Source organism: Paraburkholderia fungorum (assembly GCF_046027605.1).
Lineage (GTDB): Bacteria > Pseudomonadota > Gammaproteobacteria > Burkholderiales > Burkholderiaceae > Paraburkholderia > Paraburkholderia fungorum_F.
This window is the reverse complement of record NZ_JAQQEF010000027.1, coordinates 31964-50132: the sequence shown is the minus strand read 5'-3', so window position 1 is coordinate 50132 and position 18169 is coordinate 31964. Positions and strand designations below refer to the sequence as shown.

At 61.7% G+C, this 18169-nt stretch carries 17 protein-coding genes; 5 read left to right on the top strand and 12 right to left on the bottom strand.

Annotated elements, in window-relative coordinates; genetic code table 11:
* Positions 1 to 139 precede the first annotated feature (139 nt).
* On the top strand, positions 140 to 979 hold the full coding sequence (locus tag PQR53_RS31505; RefSeq protein WP_408463047.1) for a PPK2 family polyphosphate kinase: 840 nt from the start codon (positions 140 to 142) through the stop codon (positions 977 to 979).
* Positions 980 to 1033: 54 nt separating this feature from the next.
* The gene (locus tag PQR53_RS31500) at positions 1034 to 1813 is read left to right on the top strand and encodes an exodeoxyribonuclease III (RefSeq protein WP_408463045.1); all 780 of its coding nucleotides are present in this window, start codon (positions 1034 to 1036) and stop codon (positions 1811 to 1813) included.
* A gap of 73 nt (positions 1814 to 1886) precedes the next feature.
* On the opposite strand, the gene PQR53_RS31495 is transcribed toward PQR53_RS31500, so the two are convergent.
* The 7 genes from PQR53_RS31495 to argB form a co-directional block, all read right to left on the bottom strand.
* Entirely contained in the window at positions 1887 to 3173 is a 1287-nt protein-coding gene (locus tag PQR53_RS31495; RefSeq protein WP_408463166.1) for a M48 family metallopeptidase, read from the bottom strand.
* Between the two features lie 23 nt (positions 3174 to 3196).
* Complete coding sequence (locus PQR53_RS31490; protein WP_408463042.1) at positions 3197 to 4591, bottom strand: AmpG family muropeptide MFS transporter; 1395 nt, start codon at positions 4589 to 4591, stop codon at positions 3197 to 3199.
* A 14-nt stretch (positions 4592 to 4605) separates the two neighbouring features.
* The gene (metW, locus tag PQR53_RS31485; protein ID WP_120297324.1) at positions 4606 to 5214 is read right to left on the bottom strand and encodes a methionine biosynthesis protein MetW; all 609 of its coding nucleotides are present in this window, start codon (positions 5212 to 5214) and stop codon (positions 4606 to 4608) included.
* Positions 5211 to 6356 carry a homoserine O-succinyltransferase MetX gene (gene metX / locus PQR53_RS31480; RefSeq protein WP_408463039.1) on the bottom strand — a complete coding sequence of 382 codons (1146 nt, stop codon included), beginning with the start codon at positions 6354 to 6356 and terminating at the stop codon, positions 5211 to 5213. Before metX ends, metW begins: the two co-directional genes overlap by 4 nt.
* 304 nt (positions 6357 to 6660) lie before the next feature.
* The gene (slmA, locus tag PQR53_RS31475; RefSeq protein ID WP_408463036.1) at positions 6661 to 7362 is read right to left on the bottom strand and encodes a nucleoid occlusion factor SlmA; all 702 of its coding nucleotides are present in this window, start codon (positions 7360 to 7362) and stop codon (positions 6661 to 6663) included.
* Positions 7329 to 8132: a pyrimidine 5'-nucleotidase gene (locus PQR53_RS31470; RefSeq protein WP_408463033.1), complete on the bottom strand. Its 804-nt coding sequence runs from the start codon at positions 8130 to 8132 to the stop codon at positions 7329 to 7331. The genes slmA and PQR53_RS31470 overlap by 34 nt, the downstream gene beginning before the upstream one ends.
* Before the next feature lie 254 nt (positions 8133 to 8386).
* Positions 8387 to 9286: an acetylglutamate kinase gene (gene argB, locus PQR53_RS31465; RefSeq protein WP_028197732.1), complete on the bottom strand. Its 900-nt coding sequence runs from the start codon at positions 9284 to 9286 to the stop codon at positions 8387 to 8389.
* Positions 9287 to 9551: 265 nt separating this feature from the next.
* Here argB and PQR53_RS31460 point away from each other — a divergent pair, with 265 nt between their 5' ends.
* Positions 9552 to 9776 carry a cysteine-rich CWC family protein gene (locus PQR53_RS31460; protein ID WP_408463030.1) on the top strand — a complete coding sequence of 75 codons (225 nt, stop codon included), beginning with the start codon at positions 9552 to 9554 and terminating at the stop codon, positions 9774 to 9776.
* A gap of 89 nt (positions 9777 to 9865) precedes the next feature.
* On the opposite strand, the gene PQR53_RS31455 is transcribed toward PQR53_RS31460, so the two are convergent.
* Positions 9866 to 11503 carry a tetratricopeptide repeat protein gene (locus PQR53_RS31455; RefSeq protein ID WP_408463027.1) on the bottom strand — a complete coding sequence of 546 codons (1638 nt, stop codon included), beginning with the start codon at positions 11501 to 11503 and terminating at the stop codon, positions 9866 to 9868.
* A gap of 130 nt (positions 11504 to 11633) precedes the next feature.
* Between PQR53_RS31455 and PQR53_RS31450 the strand changes: the two genes are divergently transcribed.
* Both PQR53_RS31450 and PQR53_RS31445 read left to right on the top strand, forming a co-directional pair.
* Positions 11634 to 12944 (top strand): ATP-binding protein, encoded by a 1311-nt coding sequence (locus PQR53_RS31450; RefSeq protein WP_408463024.1) that lies wholly within the window; start codon positions 11634 to 11636, stop codon positions 12942 to 12944.
* Positions 12941 to 13483 (top strand): response regulator transcription factor, encoded by a 543-nt coding sequence (locus PQR53_RS31445; RefSeq protein ID WP_408463021.1) that lies wholly within the window; start codon positions 12941 to 12943, stop codon positions 13481 to 13483. The genes PQR53_RS31450 and PQR53_RS31445 overlap by 4 nt, the downstream gene beginning before the upstream one ends.
* A 217-nt stretch (positions 13484 to 13700) precedes the next feature.
* On the opposite strand, the gene hslU is transcribed toward PQR53_RS31445, so the two are convergent.
* The 4 genes from hslU to PQR53_RS31425 form a co-directional block, all read right to left on the bottom strand.
* Complete coding sequence (gene hslU / locus PQR53_RS31440; protein ID WP_408463018.1) at positions 13701 to 15047, bottom strand: ATP-dependent protease ATPase subunit HslU; 1347 nt, start codon at positions 15045 to 15047, stop codon at positions 13701 to 13703.
* Positions 15048 to 15056: 9 nt separating this feature from the next.
* Positions 15057 to 15593, bottom strand: coding sequence for an ATP-dependent protease subunit HslV (hslV, locus tag PQR53_RS31435; protein ID WP_028197737.1), 537 nt, complete (start codon positions 15591 to 15593; stop codon positions 15057 to 15059).
* Positions 15594 to 15902: 309 nt separating this feature from the next.
* Positions 15903 to 16322: an RNA polymerase-binding protein DksA gene (gene dksA / locus PQR53_RS31430; protein WP_012431412.1), complete on the bottom strand. Its 420-nt coding sequence runs from the start codon at positions 16320 to 16322 to the stop codon at positions 15903 to 15905.
* A 664-nt stretch (positions 16323 to 16986) separates the two neighbouring features.
* Positions 16987 to 18090, bottom strand: a complete 1104-nt coding sequence (locus PQR53_RS31425) for a CobW family GTP-binding protein (protein ID WP_179735503.1) — start codon at positions 18088 to 18090, stop codon at positions 16987 to 16989.
* Between the last annotated feature and the right edge of the window lie 79 nt (positions 18091 to 18169).

Here is an 18169-nt window from a genome sequence, read left to right as displayed (position 1 = left end):
CCGCAGTTGAAGCAAAGTTGAAAAAGCACGGCTGAAGCGCGAGCTTTAGCCATCACGGGCTGTTGCCGGAAACGCAAGTGGGGCAACGGCCCGTTTCATTTTGCGGGCGATGTTTTAACGCAGATCACGGAGTGAGCGAATGGCCAGGCAACCCGAACTCGACGATTTCCGCGTACCGTATTTCGACGAAGGCAAGAAGGCCAGCAAATTTTCGCTCGATGCTTTCGACCCGGCCGCAAAGCCTTTTTCGACCGGTTCGAAAGATTCCGATCGGGCGCGCCTGTCGGAGATCGGCGCGGTGCTCGACACACAGCAGGAGTGCCTGCACGCGCAGCAAAAGCGTCGGGTGTTGCTCGTGCTGCAGGGCATGGACACGAGCGGCAAGGACGGCACGATCCGCGCGGTGTTTCATGAAGTCGATCCGCTCGGTTTGCGCATCGTGCCGTTCAAGGCGCCCACGCCCGTCGAACTGGCCCACGATTTCCTCTGGCGCGTGCATGCACAGGCGCCCGCCGCGGGCGAGTTGACCATCTTCAACCGAAGTCATTACGAGGATCTGCTGGTACCAACCGTGCTCGGCGATCTGGACGCAAAAGCATTCGAGCAGCGCTGTTGCCACATCCGCCAGTTCGAAGAGCTGTTGGCCTATAGCGGCACGACCATCATCAAGTGCATGCTGCACATTTCGAAAGACGAGCAGCGCGCGCGTCTGCAGGCGCGCATCGACGATCCGAGCAAGCATTGGAAATTCGACGTCGCCGATCTCGACGCCCGCAAGCAGTGGGACAAATATCAGGCGGCGTACCGTGACGCGCTGGCCGCGACGTCGACGGATTACGCGCCGTGGTACGTGATTCCAGCCGATTCGAAGACCCATCGCAATGTGATGGTCGCCGAGTTGTTGCTGCGCACGTTCGAAGCGCTGAAGCTCGAATATCCGGCGCCTAAAGAATCGCTGAAGGGCATCAAGGTCGAATGACCCAATAGCAACTGCCCTTTGCTCCACAAACGAATTGAACATAAAAGGAACGACATGTTGCGTGTGATTACCGCCAACCTGAACGGCATCCGCTCAGCGGCGAAGAAGGGCTTTTTCGATTGGTTCGGCGAACAGAAAGCCGACGTGCTGTGCGTGCAGGAAATCAAATGCTCGCAAGACGACATGACGCCCGAGTTCCTGGCGCCGCACGATTTCACCGGCTATTTTCAGCACGCGGTGAAGAAGGGCTACAGCGGCGCGGGCGTGTACACGCGTCACGAGCCGGATGAAGTGGTAATCGGTTTCGGCAGTGAGGAATTCGATCCGGAAGGGCGTTACGTTGAATTGCGCTTCGGCAAGCTGTCCGTGATCTCGGTGTACGTGCCGTCGGGATCAAGCGGTGAAGACCGCCAGCAGGCCAAGTTCCGCTTCATGGACGAGTTCATGCCGCATCTCGCGGAGCTGGCCCAGGAGCGCGAAGTGATCGTGTGCGGCGACGTGAACATCGTCCACAAAGAGATCGACATCAAGAACTGGAAGAGCAACCAGAAGAATTCAGGCTGTCTGCCGGAAGAGCGTGAGTGGCTCACCAGGCTGTTCGACGAAGTCGGTTACGTCGACGTGTTTCGCACGCTCGATCAGCGGCCGGAACAGTACACGTGGTGGAGTAATCGCGGTCAGGCGTATGCGAAGAACGTGGGGTGGCGAATCGATTATCAGATCGCGACGCCGGGCATCGCCAGCAAGGCGAAACGCACGGACGTGTTTCGCGATATCAAGTTCAGCGACCATGCGCCGCTGACGGTCGATTACGATCACAAAGTCAAGAAGTAAGCACGGCGGCAGCGCGCGCGGCAACGGAACCGCGTGTGCCGCAAATAGGCCGCAAAGCCGCAGCTCGAACCACTCAATCTGTGATCGGTTTGCGGCGTGGGCGGCCGAGGCCGGCATAGTCCGGCAGCGCATCGACGCTCTTGCCGATGGCCTTCGCATAGAGCGGCAGCATATCCGGCAAACGCTTGATGATGTCCTGGCGCCGCGCCGGCGTGTAGGGATGCACGTAGATATAGCCCTGGTCGCGATCGCTGCGCGTTGCCGCAGCCAGCTTGTCCCATAGCGTGACCGCCGCGCGCGGATCGAAGCCGGCGCGCGAGGCGATATCGCTGCCGATGACGTCGGCCTCGGTTTCGTCGGTACTTTCGTACTTCATCTCCAGCAACCGCGAACCGATGCCCAGCGGCGCCGCGCCCAGATCGGCGAGCCCAAATAGCTGCGGGATCGTGCCGGACGAGTCGAGCTGGCTGGCCTGCAATTCGCCGAGCCGCTCGCGCGCATGTTCGCGCAGTGCGTGCGCGATCTCGTGACCGATCAGCATGCCGAGTTCGCTGTCGTTCAGACGCACGCGGTCGAGCAGGCCGCTATACACGACGATCTTGCCGCCTGGCAGGCAGTACATGCGGATATCGGGCGAGCGCACCACGGCCACATCCCACTTCCAGTTTTTGGCCCGCTCGTTCCACTTCAGCGAGTAGGGAATCAGCTTGTCGACGATCGAACGAACACGTGTGACATGGGCGTCGGTATCGCCGTACAGGCGGTTCGCGTGTTCCGCGCCGTACGTGATCTGGCTGAATTCTTCAGCGGCTTGCGCCTCGAGCATCGGCGACGGGATCAGATTGCGAAACACGAGGTAGCCGCCGTAGCGCAACTGTGTGTTCGGACTACTGTAAGTCGGTGGCGTGGGGGCGTTGGTGGTTGCAACCGGCGTAGAGGTGGCGCCAGGCGCTTTTGCGCCCGCGGCTGGAGCCGCGGCCGGCGCGGCCGTTGCGGCGGGCGTCTTCGCCGTGACTGGTGGCGGTGGCGCTTGCGTCGAAGAAGGTGGCGTGGCGGCTGCGGGTGCGCTGCCAGCGGTCGCGGCGCTGGTCGCGCCCGCCGTAGGCGCCGAGGTCGCGGTTTCAGCGCTCGACGTATTGGGCGCCTTAGCCGCCGGCGCAGTTGCGGTAGCCGCTGCGGTTGCAGGGGCAGGCGCCCCCGCCGCAGGCGCGCTGGTCGCGTTCGCCGGCACAGCCGTCGCATACGCGCTCAATGGCGCCGTCAACGTCAGACTCGCGCAACCGAGCGTCAACGCCGCACGCAGCATCACGCGGCTGGCTTTGGGCGACAGAATCCCAAACGCATTCAAATCCAGGCGCATCGCGCGCTTTGACTGAAGCGTGGTCACGACCGGGTTCTCCAGGGCGCGATGCGCAGCAGAAGCAGCATGCCGGGCAGCCCCAGCGCGGTACACACAATGAAGTAGTCGAACCAGCCGATCCTTGCGACCACATACCCGCTGGCCGCCGACGCCAACGTGCGAGGCACCGAAGCCAGGCTCGTGAAAAGCGCGAATTGCGTGGCGGTATAACGCGGATCGGTGGTGCTGGCGATGTAGGCGGTGAAGGCCGCCATCGTCAGACCGGTTGCGAAGGTTTCCAGACCGTAGACCAGCGCCAGCGCGACTGAGCGCGGATCGAGCTGCACGGTCCAGTCGATGCCGACCAGCGCGAGCAGTTTCGACGTGCCCTCGCTGAGCCAGACGGCGATGTCATAAATCACGGTAAGACCAGGCGATGCCGGGCCAAGATGCGCGAGCCATGCAAAGCCGAGCGTCGACACCATCTGCAGGACGCCGAAGATCCACAAGCCGCGGCCGATGCCGACCTTCATCAGCCAGATCCCGCCGACGATTCCGCCCGCGAGACTCGCACCGAACGCCGTAGTCTTGGCGATCACACCGATCTGCGTGCGCGAAAAGCCAATGTCGAGGAAGAACGACGTGGACAGCGTGGTTGCCATCGTGTCGCCGAGCTTGTAAAGGAAGATGAAGCCGAGCACAAAGAGCGCGCCGCGCCAGCCGTCGCGTTGAATGAATTCGCTGAACGGCTGGACGATCGCTTCGCGCAGATTCTTCGGCGGCGTGCCGTGCACGTCGGGCTCGCGCACCACGAGCGTCATGATCATGCCAGGCAGCATGAATGCAGCGGTGACGATGAAAACGGTGCTCCACGGCAAATGGTCGGACAGAATCAGCGCCAGCGAACCCGGCACTAGTGCTGCGATTTTGTACGCGTTCACGTGGACGGCATTGCCGAGACCCTGCTGCGTGTCGCTCAGCAACTCACGCCGGTAGGCGTCGATCACGATGTCCTGGCTCGCGCCAAAAAACGCGACCAGCGCGGTCAAAGCGGCCACAGTCCAAATGGAGTCTTTCGGCGACACGAAACCGAGCGTGGCAATCGCGCCTGCGACCAGAATCTGCGTGACCAGCATCCAGCCGCGCCGTCTTCCTGGACGCCAGCCCGGAAAGCGCGGCACGTAGCGGTCCATCAACGGTGCCCAGATGAATTTCCAGGTGTACGGGAACTGGATCAGCGCAAAGAGGCCGATTTCCTTCAGATTGACGCCTTCGGAGCGTAGCCACGCCTGCACCAGGTAGACGAGCGTGAACAACGGCAGTCCCGACGTAAAGCCGAGAAAGACGCAGATCAGCATGCGCGTATTCAGAAACGCGCGCCAGCCGGGATGTTCTTCGTGAGCGGTAAGTGCAGGCGCCTCGTGCGGCGGGTTCGACATGTGGATAAGTGGCGTTAGCTTTTCTTGACGCGATAGACCGCAAGACTACCACGCCAGTTCACCCCCCACCGCACCACCTGGCCGTCGTGCAGCACCACGCGGTCGAGAATTTCGATGCCGACTTCCGGCGCCAGCGCCTCGAAATCCTTGATGGTCAGCACCCGCACGTTCGGCGTGTTGTGCCACTGATAAGGCAGCGACTTCGACACCGGCATGCGACCCTGCAGCACGGAAAGCCGGTGCGCCCAGTAGCCGAAATTCGGGAACGATACGATGCATTCCTTGCCCACGCGCACCGTCTCGCGCAGGATGGCAGCCGTCTGATGAATGGTTTGAAGCGTTTGCGACAGAACCGCGAAATCGAAGCTGCTGTCTTCGAACAGACGCAGGCCGTCTTCCAGATTCTGCTGGATCACGTTGACGCCGTTTTGCGTCGACGCCAATACCCCGGCGTCGTTGATCTCGATGCCGTAGCCCTGCACGTCCAGCTCTTCGGTCAGCAGCGACAGCAGCGAGCCGTCGCCGCAACCCAGGTCGAGCACGGTGGCGCGCGGTTCAACCCAGCGGGCGATCGCGCGGAAGTCCGGGCGCAGCGCCAGGTAATCGAGTGCTCGCTGGTTCATGCGTTCACCTCGTTCGCAATACGTTCGTAATAGGCGCGCATCAGGTTGTGATAGCGCGCGTCGTCGAGCAGAAAGGCGTCGTGGCCGTGCGGCGCGTCGATTTCCGCGTAGGTCACCGTGCGCTTGTGGTCGAGCAGCGCCTTCACCAGTTCGCGCGAGCGGGCCGGCGCGAAACGCCAGTCGGTCGAGAAGCTGGCGATCAGGTATTTCGCCGTGGTGTGCGCGACAGCGGCGGTCAGATCGCCGTCGAAGGCTTTGGCAGGATCGAAATAGTCGAGCGCGCGCGTGATCAGCAGATACGTGTTCGCGTCGAAGTAATCGGCGAATTTGTCGCCCTGGTAGCGCAGGTACGATTCCACTTCGAATTCCACGTCGAAGTTGAAGTTGTACGCATCCAACGCGCCTTCCGCGCGGCGCAACGAGCGGCCGAATTTCTCGGCCATGTCGTCGTCCGATAAATAGGTGATGTGGCCGATCATCCGCGCGACGCGCAAGCCGCGCTTCGGCTTGACGTTGTGCGCGTAGTAGTTGCCGCCGTGGAAGTCGGGGTCCGACAGGATCGCCGAGCGCGCCACCTCGTTGAACGCGATGTTCTGCGCCGACAGCTTCGGCGTGGACGCGACCACGATGCAGTGGCCCACGCGCTCCGGATACATCATGCTCCACGCGAGCGCCTGCATGCCACCGAGGCTGCCGCCCATCACCGCGGCGAAACGCGTGATGCCGAACTCGTCGGCGACGCGCACCTGCGCGTTCACCCAATCTTCAACCGTGACAACTGGAAAGCTCGCGCCGTACGGATTGCCGGTTGCCGGATCGATACTCATCGGGCCGGTCGAGCCGAAGCACGAGCCCAGATTGTTCACGCCAATCACGAAGAACCTGTTGGTGTCGAGCGGCTTGCCCGGACCGACCATGTTGTCCCACCAGCCGACGTCCTTCGGGTTGTCCGCATAGACGCCCGCCACGTGGTGCGACGCGTTGAGCGCGTGGCACACCAGCACGGCATTGCTGCGCGCGGCGTTGAGCGTGCCGTAGGTTTCGACCATCAGGTCGTAACCGGCCAGCGAGCTGCCGTTCTGCATGAGCAGCGGCTCGGTGAAATGCATTTTTTGAGGAGCCACGATACCGATCGATTCCATTCATTCCGCCGTTTAACAAAAACAGGGCGGCTAGATGGCGTCGGCGAGGCACGGAAGAGAAACAGTGTGCGCGGCTGACGACCTCTTTAGCCGCATTTGTAGTGAACTGCGGGAGACGTTCCCGGCAGTTCGCGCGCCCGCAATCGAGTCAGCAAATCGGCGCGTAATAAGTGTTCAAGTGTGTTCGAGGTGCTTAGGACAGCGGTCTCAGGTGCTTCGAGGGTCCGTAGTCAGGCGCAAAGTATAGCGGAAAATTTCATGCGGCAGCGTCGCAACGCCTCTGCAAGCTCGCGTGCCGCGTGGACTACTGAAGAATCAGCAGCAGTTGTGCATCGGCGTGTTCGGCGGGCGGCCGCGCGAAGCCGCTGCGCACATACCGATGCCAGCGGCCGATGATGTAACTCAGCAGCAGGCTCGCGCGGATCGCGGGATCGTAGCCGGCGGGCAGCGGTGCGGCATGCTCATTGGCGCTCGGGTTCGTGTTTTCCACTGCGTTTTCGCCTGCTTCCATCTGAGCCAACCGCAAACACTGTTTCAGCGATGCCTCGACTCGCTCCAGCATCTGAGTGACCCGCTCGGTCAGCCGTTCGTGCTCGCCGACCAGCGCCTCGCAGGTCAGCACGCGTGTCATGCCGGGATTTTTCGCTGGGAAGTTGAGCAGCATCAGCGCGATCGCACGGGCTTGCAGCACGCCGTTGCTTTCCTTGTCGGCGATCTGGTTGATCAGGGCGAAGAGAGTCTGCTCGATGAACTCGATGAGCCCTTCGAACATTTGCGCCTTGCTGGCGAAATGACGGTACAGCGCGGCTTCGGAGACACCGAGCCGGGCGGCGAGGGCCGCCGTGGTGATCTTTTCGCTTTTCGGCGCTTCCAGCATGGCGGCAAGCGTCTGCAGGATGTGCACGCGGCGCTCGCCCGGCTTCAGGCGAGTCGCACGCGGGGCGGCGGGCGGCGGCGTGGGTTCGTGTTCGGCTACGGCTTCGTCAGGCTTGTCGATCGGCTGCATGGCTGTCGTCCCGTCTGCTGTCCCTTCAATCGAACCGAGCGGGTGCCCAGTCGTAGCGATTTTAACGAACGAATGCTTCGGTCGACATAATGCGGCCGGCCGGTGCCCGGCAGACGCGTCGGCACACCGTCCGCATGCGGCTTGCGCGGCAGATGGCCGGTGATCCACACGGTGCGGATGCCGAGTCGCCGGTAGTTCTTCAGATGCGAGCGCGTGTCTTCCACGAGGATCACGTCCTTCAACGAGACGTGCGCGTCGCGCATCGCCCGGCGCAGCATCGAATGGTCAGGCTTGGCGCGCCAGTGGCGGCGATCGCGCATATGTTCGATGGCAATCACCTGTTCGAACAGCCGCTCGATGCGCAGCTCCGCGAGCACCGCGCGCGCATATGCCTCGGGGGCATTGGTCAGCACGATCTTGCGACCGGGCAGCGCGGCAACCAGACGCGCGACGCCGCGTTCGTGACGGATCATCGAAACGAGATCGGGGAACGTATGGACGACTTTCAGGAAGTCGTTCGGGTCGAGCGGATGGTGGCGTGCCAGGCCGAGCAGCGCCGCGCCGTAGCGTTGCGTGTAGCCGGTGCGCAGGCGGTTGGCTTCGTCGATATCAACACCCAGCGAGTCGATGATGTATTGCGTCATCCCCTGATTGATCGCCGGGAAGATCGCGTGCGACGCGTGGTGCAAGGTGTTGTCGAGATCGAACAGCCAGACCGGACTGCCGCCTGCGATGTGCGGACGACGGCGTCGGGAAGTGGGCGTGCGCATGATGAAAGACGCCGATCAGGCGTGAGCAGTCGCATCGCGCAGCGGACGCGGAGGGTTCGCGGTGCGGATGACGGTGAAAGAGAGGAGCGCTTGGTGGCGCGAGAGGGCGGCGCGCTGTGGGCCGTTACGCCGCGAGCCGCCGTGGCGCCGGCGCTCGCCGGGCATGCAGGAACTCACGGTGACGGCAGCGGTGCTGCACGGCACACATGGCGCGCCGTGCAAGCGTGCCGTATGTGCCGGGTTTGAGGCAGGAATCAATGCGAGCGGATCATCGTGCCGAACGGCTGTTCGGTGAGAATTTCCAGCAGCACCGAGTGCTCGATGCGACCGTCGATGATGTGGACCGAACGCACGCCGCTCTTGGCTGCATCCAGCGCCGACGAGATTTTCGGCAGCATGCCGCCGGAGATCGTGCCGTCCGCGAACAGGCCGTCGATTTCGCGCGCCGACAGATCGGTCAGCAGATTGCCTTCCTTATCCATTACGCCCGGGATGTTGGTCATGATCACAAGCTTTTCGGCGTTCAGCACCACCGCCAGTTTGCCCGCGACCAGATCCGCATTGATGTTGTACGACAGGCCGTCTTCGCCGAAGCCGATCGGCGAGATCACTGGAATGAATGCGTCGTCTTGCAGCGCCTTCACGACCGCCGGATTGATCGCCTCGACTTCGCCCACCTGGCCGATATCGACGTACTGGCCCGGATTGTCGCGATCCGGCATCTGCATTTTGCGCGCGTGGATCAGGCCGCCGTCTTTGCCGGTCAGACCGACCGCGTGGCCGCCAAAATGGTTGATCAGCGTGACGATGTCCTGCTGCACTTCGCCGCCGAGTACCCATTCGACGACTTCCATCGTCTCTTCGTCGGTGACGCGCATGCCCTGAATGAACGTGCCCTGCTTGCCGATTTTCTTCAGCGCCTGGTCGATCTGCGGACCGCCGCCGTGCACGATGACTGGATTGATACCGACCAGCTTCAGCAGAATCACGTCGCGCGCGAAGCCTTGCTTCAGCCGCTCTTCGGTCATGGCGTTGCCGCCGTATTTGATGACCACGGTCTTACCGTGATATTGGCGAATATAGGGCAGCGCCTCGGCCAGGATTTCAGCCTTCAGGGTGGGCGCGATCTGCGAAAGGTCAGGAAGCTCGGACATGGCGGCAGGCTCAGGCACGGAACAGTTAAAACAGGGCGAATTGTACAGGACTGGCGCGCTGCAACAGGGTTTTCGACATGGGCGCCAATGGCGGCGGGCGCGGGCTTTGCGCGCTGCGCAATAGACGGCGTCAGGCGCCGGCTGACAATCAAGCGTACCGCCGATCGGCGAGGCCGGTAAATCGGCCGAATGGCCGACTCACGCCGGCGCGCCAGTCGTGGCATCATTTCTGGGTTCAGGCTGAAGCGAGACCACCCGGCCCGTTATGAAATCGTCAGCTTCCCGATCACAAGGTAGCGCGCTGTGTCCGCGCTGCGGTCATGCATTCGATTGCGCCATGCATGGAGTGCCGTTTGACTGCTGGTGCCGTGAGATGCCGGCTATGCCGGCAGAGCGGCTCGATCCGTCCGGCCGTTGTCTGTGTCCTGAATGTCTCGCGGCGGAGATCGCGCGAGCGGTGCAACCGGCGCCGGGAGTCGGTACACCGTGAAGCGTAGAGGCGCAGAAACGTGGAAGCGCGGAAACGCAGAAACCAAGACGGCTTGAATGCCGTACGGCATTCAACAATGCAGTGACGATCTATGCCGCGCGGTGCCGGGCCGCGAGCGCGCTCAGATCACAGGCGACTGCTTCCAGCACCGGGTTCCATTCCCTGAACCGTGGCTGCCGGTAGAGCGTCGCGCTCGGATACCACGGGCTGTCAGGGCGGTCGAGCAGCCACACCCAATGCGGATTGACGTCGAGCAGCACCCAGGTGCGCTGGCCGAGTGCGCCGCTCAAATGCGCCACGGATGTGCAAACGGTAATGACGAGATCGAGCGCGCTGACAAACGCGGCCGTGTCGTCGAAGTTGGCGAATTCGGCGGTGCAGTCCGACATTGGCAGACCGGCGGCCTCGGCCGCCGCGACGTCCGCCTCGGCACCCGGTTGCAACGAATAGAACGCCACGTCTTGCAGGCCGCCGAAATGTGCCGCGTAGCGTTCCCAGCCCACCCGCCGGAATGGATTGCGCTGATGGCCGACGCTGCCGGTCCATGCCAGTCCGACTTTAAGCCTCGCTTCGCCGGCAAGCCTCTGCTGCCATGACGCCCTGGCCGCCGTATCTGGACGCAAATATGGAGTCGCGGCGGGGAGGGTCTCTTCGCGCGTGTCGAATATCAAGGGCAGGCTGAGTAACGGAATCTCATAGTCGAACGGCGGCAGCGATTCGACGCCGCCCCCGGCCGAATAGTCATTTACATGCTCGCCGAGGCTGCGGGCGAGCAGCGCGCCCATTTGCGGAAATGAGTTCCACACGAGACGGCCGCCTTCGCGATGAACGCGCTCGGCCAGCAGGGGGATATAGCGGCTGAACTGCAGGACATCGCCCATGCCTTGTTCACCCCACGCCAGCAGCGTTTTGCCGGCGAGCGGCTCGCCTTGCCAGGTCGGCGCCGGCATCGCCGGACGGTTGCCGCCCAACTCAAGCGAGCCATCCCAACGCGCCTCGTGAGCGTGCCAGCCGTGCGCGTAATTGCCGCGCAGCAGGAGCAGCATGCCCAGATTCGAACGCACAGTCGCATCGGTGGGCGCTAACGCACAGGCGGTTCTTGCGGCGTGCTCCGCTTCGGCCCAGCGTTGCGCTTCACGCAGCGCCAGCGCATAGTTGTTGTGCGCCAGCGGGCTATGCGGCGCGCATTGCACGGCTCTTGCGCCGGCTTCGAGCGCGCGACAGAGATTCAGATTGACGCGGCTTGCCTGAGTGAGATTAGTCCACGCGTCGCCGTGGTCGGGTTCGTCATGAACCGCACTTTCCAGTAGAGCGAGCTGCTCGCTCAGGTCGCCACCAGTGAGCGTAAGGGCGCCAGCGAGATTGTTGCGCAACTGCGGCAATTTCGGATCGATGGCGAGCGCGCGACGATAAGCCGCGATGGCTTCGTTATGCCGGTTTGCCATCTGCAGCGCGTAACCGAAACGGAAGTGCGCAAGAGCGCGATGCGGATCGAGTTGAGCAATAATGGCGGCGAGTTCGATCGCGTCGTTGTGACGATGTTGTTCGAGCAGTGCAGCAATGAGCGATTCGATTGACTCGTCGTCGAGTGCGTGAAATTGCGCGGCGGCATCGAGCCAATTGGCCTGCGCTTCTGCGGTGCCATTTTGCCGGGCTGCGGCGGCATGTCGCAGAAAAGTCAGGAAAGCTGACGAGGCGGGTGTCGCGCTATCAGAAGTGGGTAGCATGGATGGGTTTGGGCGGCGTAAGAACCGGTGATAAGCGATCGGCCGATACAACAACTGTCGCAAAAATGCCATGTTACCGGCGCGAAGCCGCGAGGTAAGTCGGACTAGTCCGAACAGGTAAACTAAAGTCATGCATCGTATAACCAACACCGGCCGGGTCAACCTCGGTCATCTGTTCTGGCTGCGTAACCTGGCCATCATCGGTCAGTTGATGACGATCGCATTCGTGCAGATCTTCATCGGCGTGCACCTGCCTTTGCCTGCGATGTTGCTGGTGATCGCCCTCGAGGTGATCTTCAATGGACTGACGTGGTGGCGTGTTTCGCAGCAGCGGCCCGAGTCCAATCTCGAACTGTTCGGCCAGCTCTGGGTCGATCTCGGCGCGTTGTCGGCGCTGCTGTTTCTATCCGGTGGTACCACCAACCCATTCGTTTCGCTGTACCTGCCATCGCTCGCAATTGCGGCAGCCGTGTTGCCATGGCATCTGATGGCATGGCTCGCCGCATTCGCCGTGGCCTGTTATGCGGTGCTCGGTTTCGATTCCGTCGCGCTGAATCTCGACAACCCGGCGAATCTGTTCGAATACTACCGAGCCGGCATGTGGGTGAACTTCATGGTCAGCGTCGGCCTGATTGCGTGGTTCGTTGCACGCATGTCACGCGCACTGCGGCTACGTGACGCAGCGCTCGGAGACGCGCAGCAGCGCTTGCTTCACGACGAACGCGCGGTCGCGCTCGGCGTGCAGGCCGCCACTGTCGCGCACGAAATCGGCACGCCGCTGTCTACAATTGCCATGTTGTCCGAAGAATTGCGCGACGCCGCGCGAACCGATAAGGGACTGGCGCCGTACAGCGCCGATCTGGCGTTGCTCGAACAGCAAATGACGCTGTGTACTTCGGCGCTTGCGCGACTGCGCAGCCGTGCCTCGACAACGACCACCCGGCAAACGGTCAGCGAATGGCTCGAGTCGTTCGGCGAGCAATGGCGCTTGCGTCATCCGCATGTGAAGTTCGAGCGGATCGGTGTGCCGCCCGCGGGTGTCAGCCTTGACGATACGGTTGCCGTCAGTCAGATTCTCACGATTCTGCTCGACAATGCCGCGCGGGCGAGTCGCGATCACGTGACGCTGTCGTGCATGCTCTCGGCGCGCGGCGACCAGGTTGTATTCGAGGTATGTGACGCGGGCCCTGGTATTCCGGCTGCGTTGCGCGGGTCGCTCGGCACGATGCCGGTCGACAGCACACAGGGTGGGCACGGCGTGGGCCTGTATCTGGCATTTTCAGCGGCGGCACGTCTGAGGGGATCGATCGAGCTGAACGATGTCAGCGAGATCAAACCGCGTGGCACGCGTGCAGTGTTGAGACTGCCGCTCGCTGGGCGCAAATTATCAGGTGCGGGCCGTCAAGGCACTTCGCCATCCAACACGGAGAAACAGGCATGAGCGATATGAATTTTCTGGTGATCGACGACGACGAGGTGTTCTCCGGCATCCTCGCCCGCGGGTTGACGCGGCGCGGGTATACGGTAGCCGAAGCGCACAACGCGGATGAGGCGATCAAGTTGGCGAACCAGCAGAAGTTCGGCCAGATCACGGTAGACCTGCATCTCGGCAACGACTCTGGTCTTACGCTGGTTGCGCCTTTGCGTGATTTGCAGCCTGACGCGCGCATGCTGGTGTTGACCGGTTATGCCAGCATCGCCACGGCGGTGCAGGCGGTGAAAGACGGTGCCGATAACTACCTGGCAAAGCCTGCCAACGTCGAGACGATTTTGTCGGCGCTGCAAAGCGAGGCGAGCGCGTTGCAAGCTGAGGAAGCGATTGAGCGTCCCACGCCGTTGTCGGTTGCGCGCCTGGAGTGGGAGCATATTCAGCGCGTGCTCGCGGAGCACGGCGGCAATATTTCGGCCACCGCGCGCGCGTTGAACATGCATCGTCGGACGCTGCAGCGGAAGTTGGCGAAGCGGCCGGTCAAACAGTAAGCACTCGGTCTCGCTTGGGCGCTGCTTGCACTTGCGGGCAGGAAGAAAAACGGGCTGTCTTTCGCAAGACAGCCCGTTTTTTACGCCTTTAGCATAGCCGGCCACGTGCCAGGTAGATGGCTTTAACGCGGCATCGGCATCAATGTTGATATCAGCATCAACGATGGCATCGATACAAAAGTCGGCATCGATATCAACGTCGACACTGACACCGGCATCACAGTACGTAGCGCGACAGATCCTCATCTTCCGCCACTTCGTTCAGCGCGCGATCGACATACGCCGCGTCGATCTGCACCGTCTTGCCCGAGTGATTGCCGGCTGCGAACGAGACATCTTCGAGCAGCTTTTCGATCACCGTGTACAGACGGCGCGCGCCGATGTTCTCGGTTTTCTCGTTCACCGAGAACGCGATTTCGGCCATGCGACGAATGCCGTCGTCGGCGAATTCGAGGTGTACGTCTTCCGTGGCCAGCAGGGCCTGGTATTGCTTGACGAGGCTCGCGTCGGTCGACACCAGGATCGATTCGAAATCGCCCACCGACAGCGAATCCAGTTCGACCCGAATCGGGAAGCGGCCTTGCAGCTCCGGAATCAGATCACTCGGCTTGGCCAGATGAAACGCGCCGCTTGCGATGAACAGAATGTGATCGGTCTTCACCATGCCGTACTTGGTGTTGATCGTGGTGCCTTCGACGAGCGGCAGCAGATCGCGCTGCACGCCCTGACGCGACACCTCGCCACCGCCGGCTTCATTGCGCGACGCGATCTTGTCGATTTCGTCGAGGAACACGATACCGTTCTGCTCGACGTTCTGCACCGCCTTGGCTTTCACCTCTTCGTCGTTGAGCATCTTTCCGGCTTCTTCGTCAGTGAGGACCTTGAGCGCTTCCTTCACCTTCAGCTTGCGGCGCGTTTTCTTGCCGCCGCCGATGTTCGCGAACATCGAGCGAATCTGCTCGGTCATGTCTTCCATGCCCGGCGGCCCCATGATGTCCATGCCGACTTGCGGCTGTTCGACGTCGAGTTCGATTTCCTTGTCGTCGAGCAGGCCTTCGCGCAGACGCTTGCGGAAAGTCTGACGCGTGGTGCTGCCTTCGTCGACGGTATCCACAGCGCTCGAGCTCGCGCCGAAACCAACCGGCCGCGCGCTCGGCAACAGGATGTCGAGAATGCGGTCTTCGGCCTGGTCTTCGGCCTTGGTTCGAACTTTGCGCATTTCCGTTTCGCGCGTCTGCTTGACCGAGATTTCGATCAGGTCGCGCACGATGCTATCGACGTCGCGGCCGACGTAACCAACTTCAGTGAACTTGGTGGCTTCGATCTTGATGAACGGCGCGTCGGCCAGTTTCGCCAGACGCCGCGCGATTTCGGTTTTGCCGACGCCGGTCGGCCCGATCATCAGAATGTTCTTCGGCGTGATTTCCTGACGCAGCGGGTCTTCAACCTGCTGACGGCGCCAGCGGTTGCGCAGCGCCACGGCGACTGCTTTCTTCGCGCGGCCTTGGCCGATGATGTGTTTGTCGAGTTCCGAGACGATCTCGGCAGGGGTCATGGTGCTCATCGTGGGTCCTTACTCGATCGTCTCGATGACGCGGTTATGGTTCGTATAGATGCACATGTCGCCGGCAATCTCCAGCGACTTCTCCACGATCTCGCGCGGCGACAGCTCGGTGTTGTCAACGAGTGCCTTCGCGGCGGCTTGTGCGTAAGCGCCGCCCGAACCGATCGCGCAGATGCCGCCTTCCGGATCGAGCACGTCGCCGTTACCGGTGATGACGAGGGTGGTGGTGGCGTCCGCCGCGATCAGCATCGCTTCGAGGCGGCGCAGCATGCGGTCGGTGCGCCAGTCTTTGGCGAGTTCGACGGCGGCGCGGGTCAGATTGCCCTGATGTTTTTCCAGCTTCGCTTCGAAGCGGTCGAGCAGCGAGAAGGCGTCGGCCGTGCCGCCGGCGAAGCCGACCATCACCTTGCCGTTATAGATGCGCCGGACTTTCTTCGCGCCGCCTTTCATGACGATGTTGCCCAGCGTTACCTGGCCGTCGCCGCCCAACGCGACCTTGTCGCCGCGGCGCACGGAAACGATCGTCGTGCCGTGAAATTGCTCCATATGCGTTCCTCTTTGCAAAACGGGTAGGACGCGGTGGCGCAGCACCACCGCCTGAATCCTCGAAGCGGACGGCGCGCAAAGCTGAAACGATCAACTCGCCGGCGCGCGCTCGTGCAACGCATGTCGGACTTATTTTAGGGCGTGCGCGGTCATATCAAGAGCCGGCAAATGGCATAAGACAAAAACACGGGATTCGGTGCGGGGAACTGTGCGGAAGCACGCACAAAAGAAAAAAGGCGCACAGATCACCGTGCGCCTCTCGACGAAGCAGCTTAAAAGGGCGCGGAGCCGAAGCCGCGCCGCGGGCGTTCAGTCGCCGAACAGCTTCTGGCGCAGTTCGCGGCGCTCCTGTGCTTCGAGCGACAGGGTGGCCGTGGGCCGTGCGAGCAGACGCGGAATGCCAATCGGCTCGCCGGTTTCTTCGCACCAGCCGTAGTCGCCGGAATCGATGCGCGCGATCGATTGCTGCACCTTTTTCAGCAACTTGCGCTCGCGGTCGCGCGTGCGCAGTTCGAGCGCATGCTCTTCCTCGATCGTTGCGCGGTCGGCCGGGTCCGGCACGATGACAGTTTCGCGCAGGTTCTCGGTCGTCTGGCCGGCATTGCGGAGAATGTCCGCTTGCAGCTGTTCGAGCTTGTTCTTGAAGAAGGCGAGCTGATCCTCATTCATGTAATCCTTGTCGCTCATCTTCAGGATTTCGGCTTCGGTCAAGAGTCGTTTCGTCGTCATCTGGCTTGCTTCTTCAATGTGAGGCAAAACTCTTACATAGTGCCCGCACTTTCGTATTGCCCGCAAAGGCGCCTCGAGGACGCGGAGCGCCAGGGCGGGCACGGACGATGGACTGTCGTGACGCCGAAGCGCCTGGCGCCCACACGCCGGGCGTCGCTACGCCAATGCGGGGCCGAACTCCTCTGGAAACCGATTCTCAAATGCTCCTGAGGCATTGCTTGCCGGCAGCGCGCCTTATCAGCTGTGCCAGCCGGCATTGTCGGCGTGCTATCCGGACAAGATTTTCCGGCGCCGTTTCAGGCCCAGCGCGGGATACGCGCGACCGGGCAATTCGTTGTCATTCTCCAGTGGGCACGTATTGTAACTGAATCACAATCCTGCACCGCAACTGGTGAAAATCCCGCATCAAGCGCAGATATCCCGAAAATATAACGCGCGAACGGCCAAAAAGCGATGGTCGTGCACGCTTTAATGCAGCAGGGTTTTCACGTGCTTTTCACACAACCGACATTTCAGCAGGCTTTCGGACGTTTTTTGCGGTGCTTTCTGCAGATGATTTACTTTTGTGACCGCACGGCGCTCGTGGTTACAGCCCGTGGTTACAGCACAGAGCACAGAGCACGCAGCATGCCGTGCGCTCGGCACGGCATGCACGGCATGATATTTACGCCAGACAGGCGTCGAGGCCGTCGGTGATCAGGTCTTGCGGCAGTTCGATGCCGATGAACACCATCTTGTTGGTCTTCTTCTCGACCGGTTGCCATTTCGCCGCCAGGTCGCTGCCCATCATCTGATGCACGCCCTGGAACACCACCTTGCGGTCGACGCCCTTCATATACAGCACGCCCTTATAACGCAACAGGCGCTCGCCGTAGATCTGCAGAATGCCGCCGAGGAAGTCCTCGAGCTTGTTCGGATCGAACGGACGGTCGCTGCGGTAGACGAACGATTTGATCTTGTCGTCGTGGTGCGCGTGATGATGATGCGCGTGGTCGTGGCCTTCGTGGTCGCACTTGCCGTGGTCGTGATCGCAGTTTTCGTGATCGTGACCATCGTGGTCGGCATGGGTGTGGCCGTGCTCGTCATGCGCGTGGGCATGGCTATGCGCGTGCTCGTCTTCAGCGAGGAAGTCCGGATCGATTTCCAGCTTCGAATTCAGGTTGAAGCCACGCAGGTCGAAGATTTCCTTGATGTCCGCTTCGCCGAAATTGACGATCTTGATCGCCGCCCGCGGGTTCATGTGCAGCAGACGATGGCGCAGATCGTCCACATGCTTTTCGTCGACCGTATCGGACTTTGTGATGAACAGGCGATCGGCGAAGCCGACCTGGCGCTGCACCACTTCGTGTTCGTCCAGCTGATGATTCGCGTGCTTCGCGTCGACCAGCGTGATGATCGCGTCGAGCAGGAATTCGTTGGCGATCTGGTCGTCCATGAAGAAGGTCTGCGCGACCGGGCCCGGATTCGCGAGGCCAGTGGTTTCGATCACGACGCGGTCGAAATCCAGTTCGCCGGACTGTTTCTTCGCCGCCAGATCGCCCAGCACACGCGAAAGGTCGCCGCGGATCGTGCAGCAGATGCAGCCGTTGCTCATCTGGATGATCTGTTCACTGGTGTCCTGCACGAGGATTTCGTTGTCGATGTTCTCTTCGCCGAACTCGTTCTCGATCACGGCGATCTTCATGCCGTGCTTTTCGTTCAGGATGCGCTTGAGCAGGGTGGTTTTGCCGCTGCCGAGAAAGCCGGTCAGGATGGTGACTGGGATCATGTTGGTCGCCTGTATGTACGTGAGTCTGTGCGTAATCAAATGTGCAGCGCAAATGTGCAGCGCGAGATCTGCAGCGCGA